Source organism: Methylibium sp. T29 (genome assembly GCF_000576205.1).
Lineage (GTDB): Bacteria > Pseudomonadota > Gammaproteobacteria > Burkholderiales > Burkholderiaceae_C > Methylibium > Methylibium petroleiphilum.
The window spans coordinates 1-1191 of sequence record NZ_AZND01000512.1 but is presented as its reverse complement, the minus strand read 5'-3'; the positions used below and the strand labels follow the sequence as shown (position 1 = coordinate 1191).

1 protein-coding gene is annotated in these 1191 nt (G+C 65.0%); it reads left to right on the top strand.

The features are described from left to right. Positions 1–1190: elongation factor Tu (gene tuf, locus x551_RS22465; protein ID WP_036251815.1), on the top strand; the 1190-nt coding region annotated here is incomplete at its 5' end. Position 1191: the final 1 nt, after the last annotated feature.

Sequence of the window (1191 nt, the reverse complement as noted above, 5' to 3'; positions counted from 1 at the left end):
TGGCCAAGAGCAAATTCGAGCGGACCAAGCCGCACGTGAACGTTGGGACGATTGGGCACGTGGACCACGGGAAGACGACGCTGACGGCGGCGATCACGACGATTCTGTCGTCGAAGTTCGGTGGTGAGGCCAAGGCGTACGACCAGATCGACGCGGCGCCCGAAGAGAAGGCGCGCGGCATCACGATCAACACGGCGCACGTTGAGTACGAGACCGCCAACCGGCACTACGCGCACGTTGACTGCCCCGGGCACGCCGACTACGTGAAGAACATGATCACGGGTGCGGCGCAGATGGACGGCGCCATCCTCGTGTGCTCGGCCGCCGACGGCCCGATGCCCCAGACCCGCGAGCACATCCTGCTGGCCCGTCAGGTCGGCGTGCCCTACATCATCGTCTTCCTGAACAAGTGCGACATGGTCGACGACGCCGAGCTCCTCGAGCTGGTGGAGATGGAAGTGCGCGAACTGCTCGACAAGTACGAGTTCCCCGGTGACGCCACCCCCATCGTCCACGGCTCGGCCAAGCTCGCCCTCGAAGGCGACAAGGGCGAACTCGGCGAACAAGCCATCATGAAGCTGGCCGAAGCCCTCGACAGCTACATCCCCACGCCCGAGCGTGCGGTGGACGGCGCCTTCCTGATGCCGGTGGAAGACGTGTTCTCCATCTCCGGGCGCGGCACCGTCGTCACCGGCCGTGTCGAACGCGGCATCATCAAGGTCGGCGAGGAAATCGAGATCGTCGGCATCAGCGCCACGCAGAAGACCACCTGCACCGGCGTCGAGATGTTCCGCAAGCTGCTCGACCAGGGTCAGGCGGGCGACAACGTCGGCATCCTGCTGCGCGGCACCAAGCGCGAAGACGTGCAGCGCGGCCAGGTGCTGTGCAAGCCCGGCTCGGTCAAGCCGCACACCCACTTCACCGCCGAGATCTACGTCCTGAGCAAGGAAGAGGGCGGCCGACACACGCCGTTCTTCAACAACTACCGTCCCCAGTTCTACTTCCGCACGACGGACGTGACGGGCGCGGTGGAGCTGCCCAAGGACAAGGAGATGGTGATGCCGGGCGACAACGTGAGCATCACGGTCAAGCTGATCAACCCGATCGCGATGGAAGAAGGCCTGCGCTTCGCCATCCGTGAGGGCGGCCGCACCGTCGGCGCAGGCGTCGTCGCCAAGATCATCGAGTAAT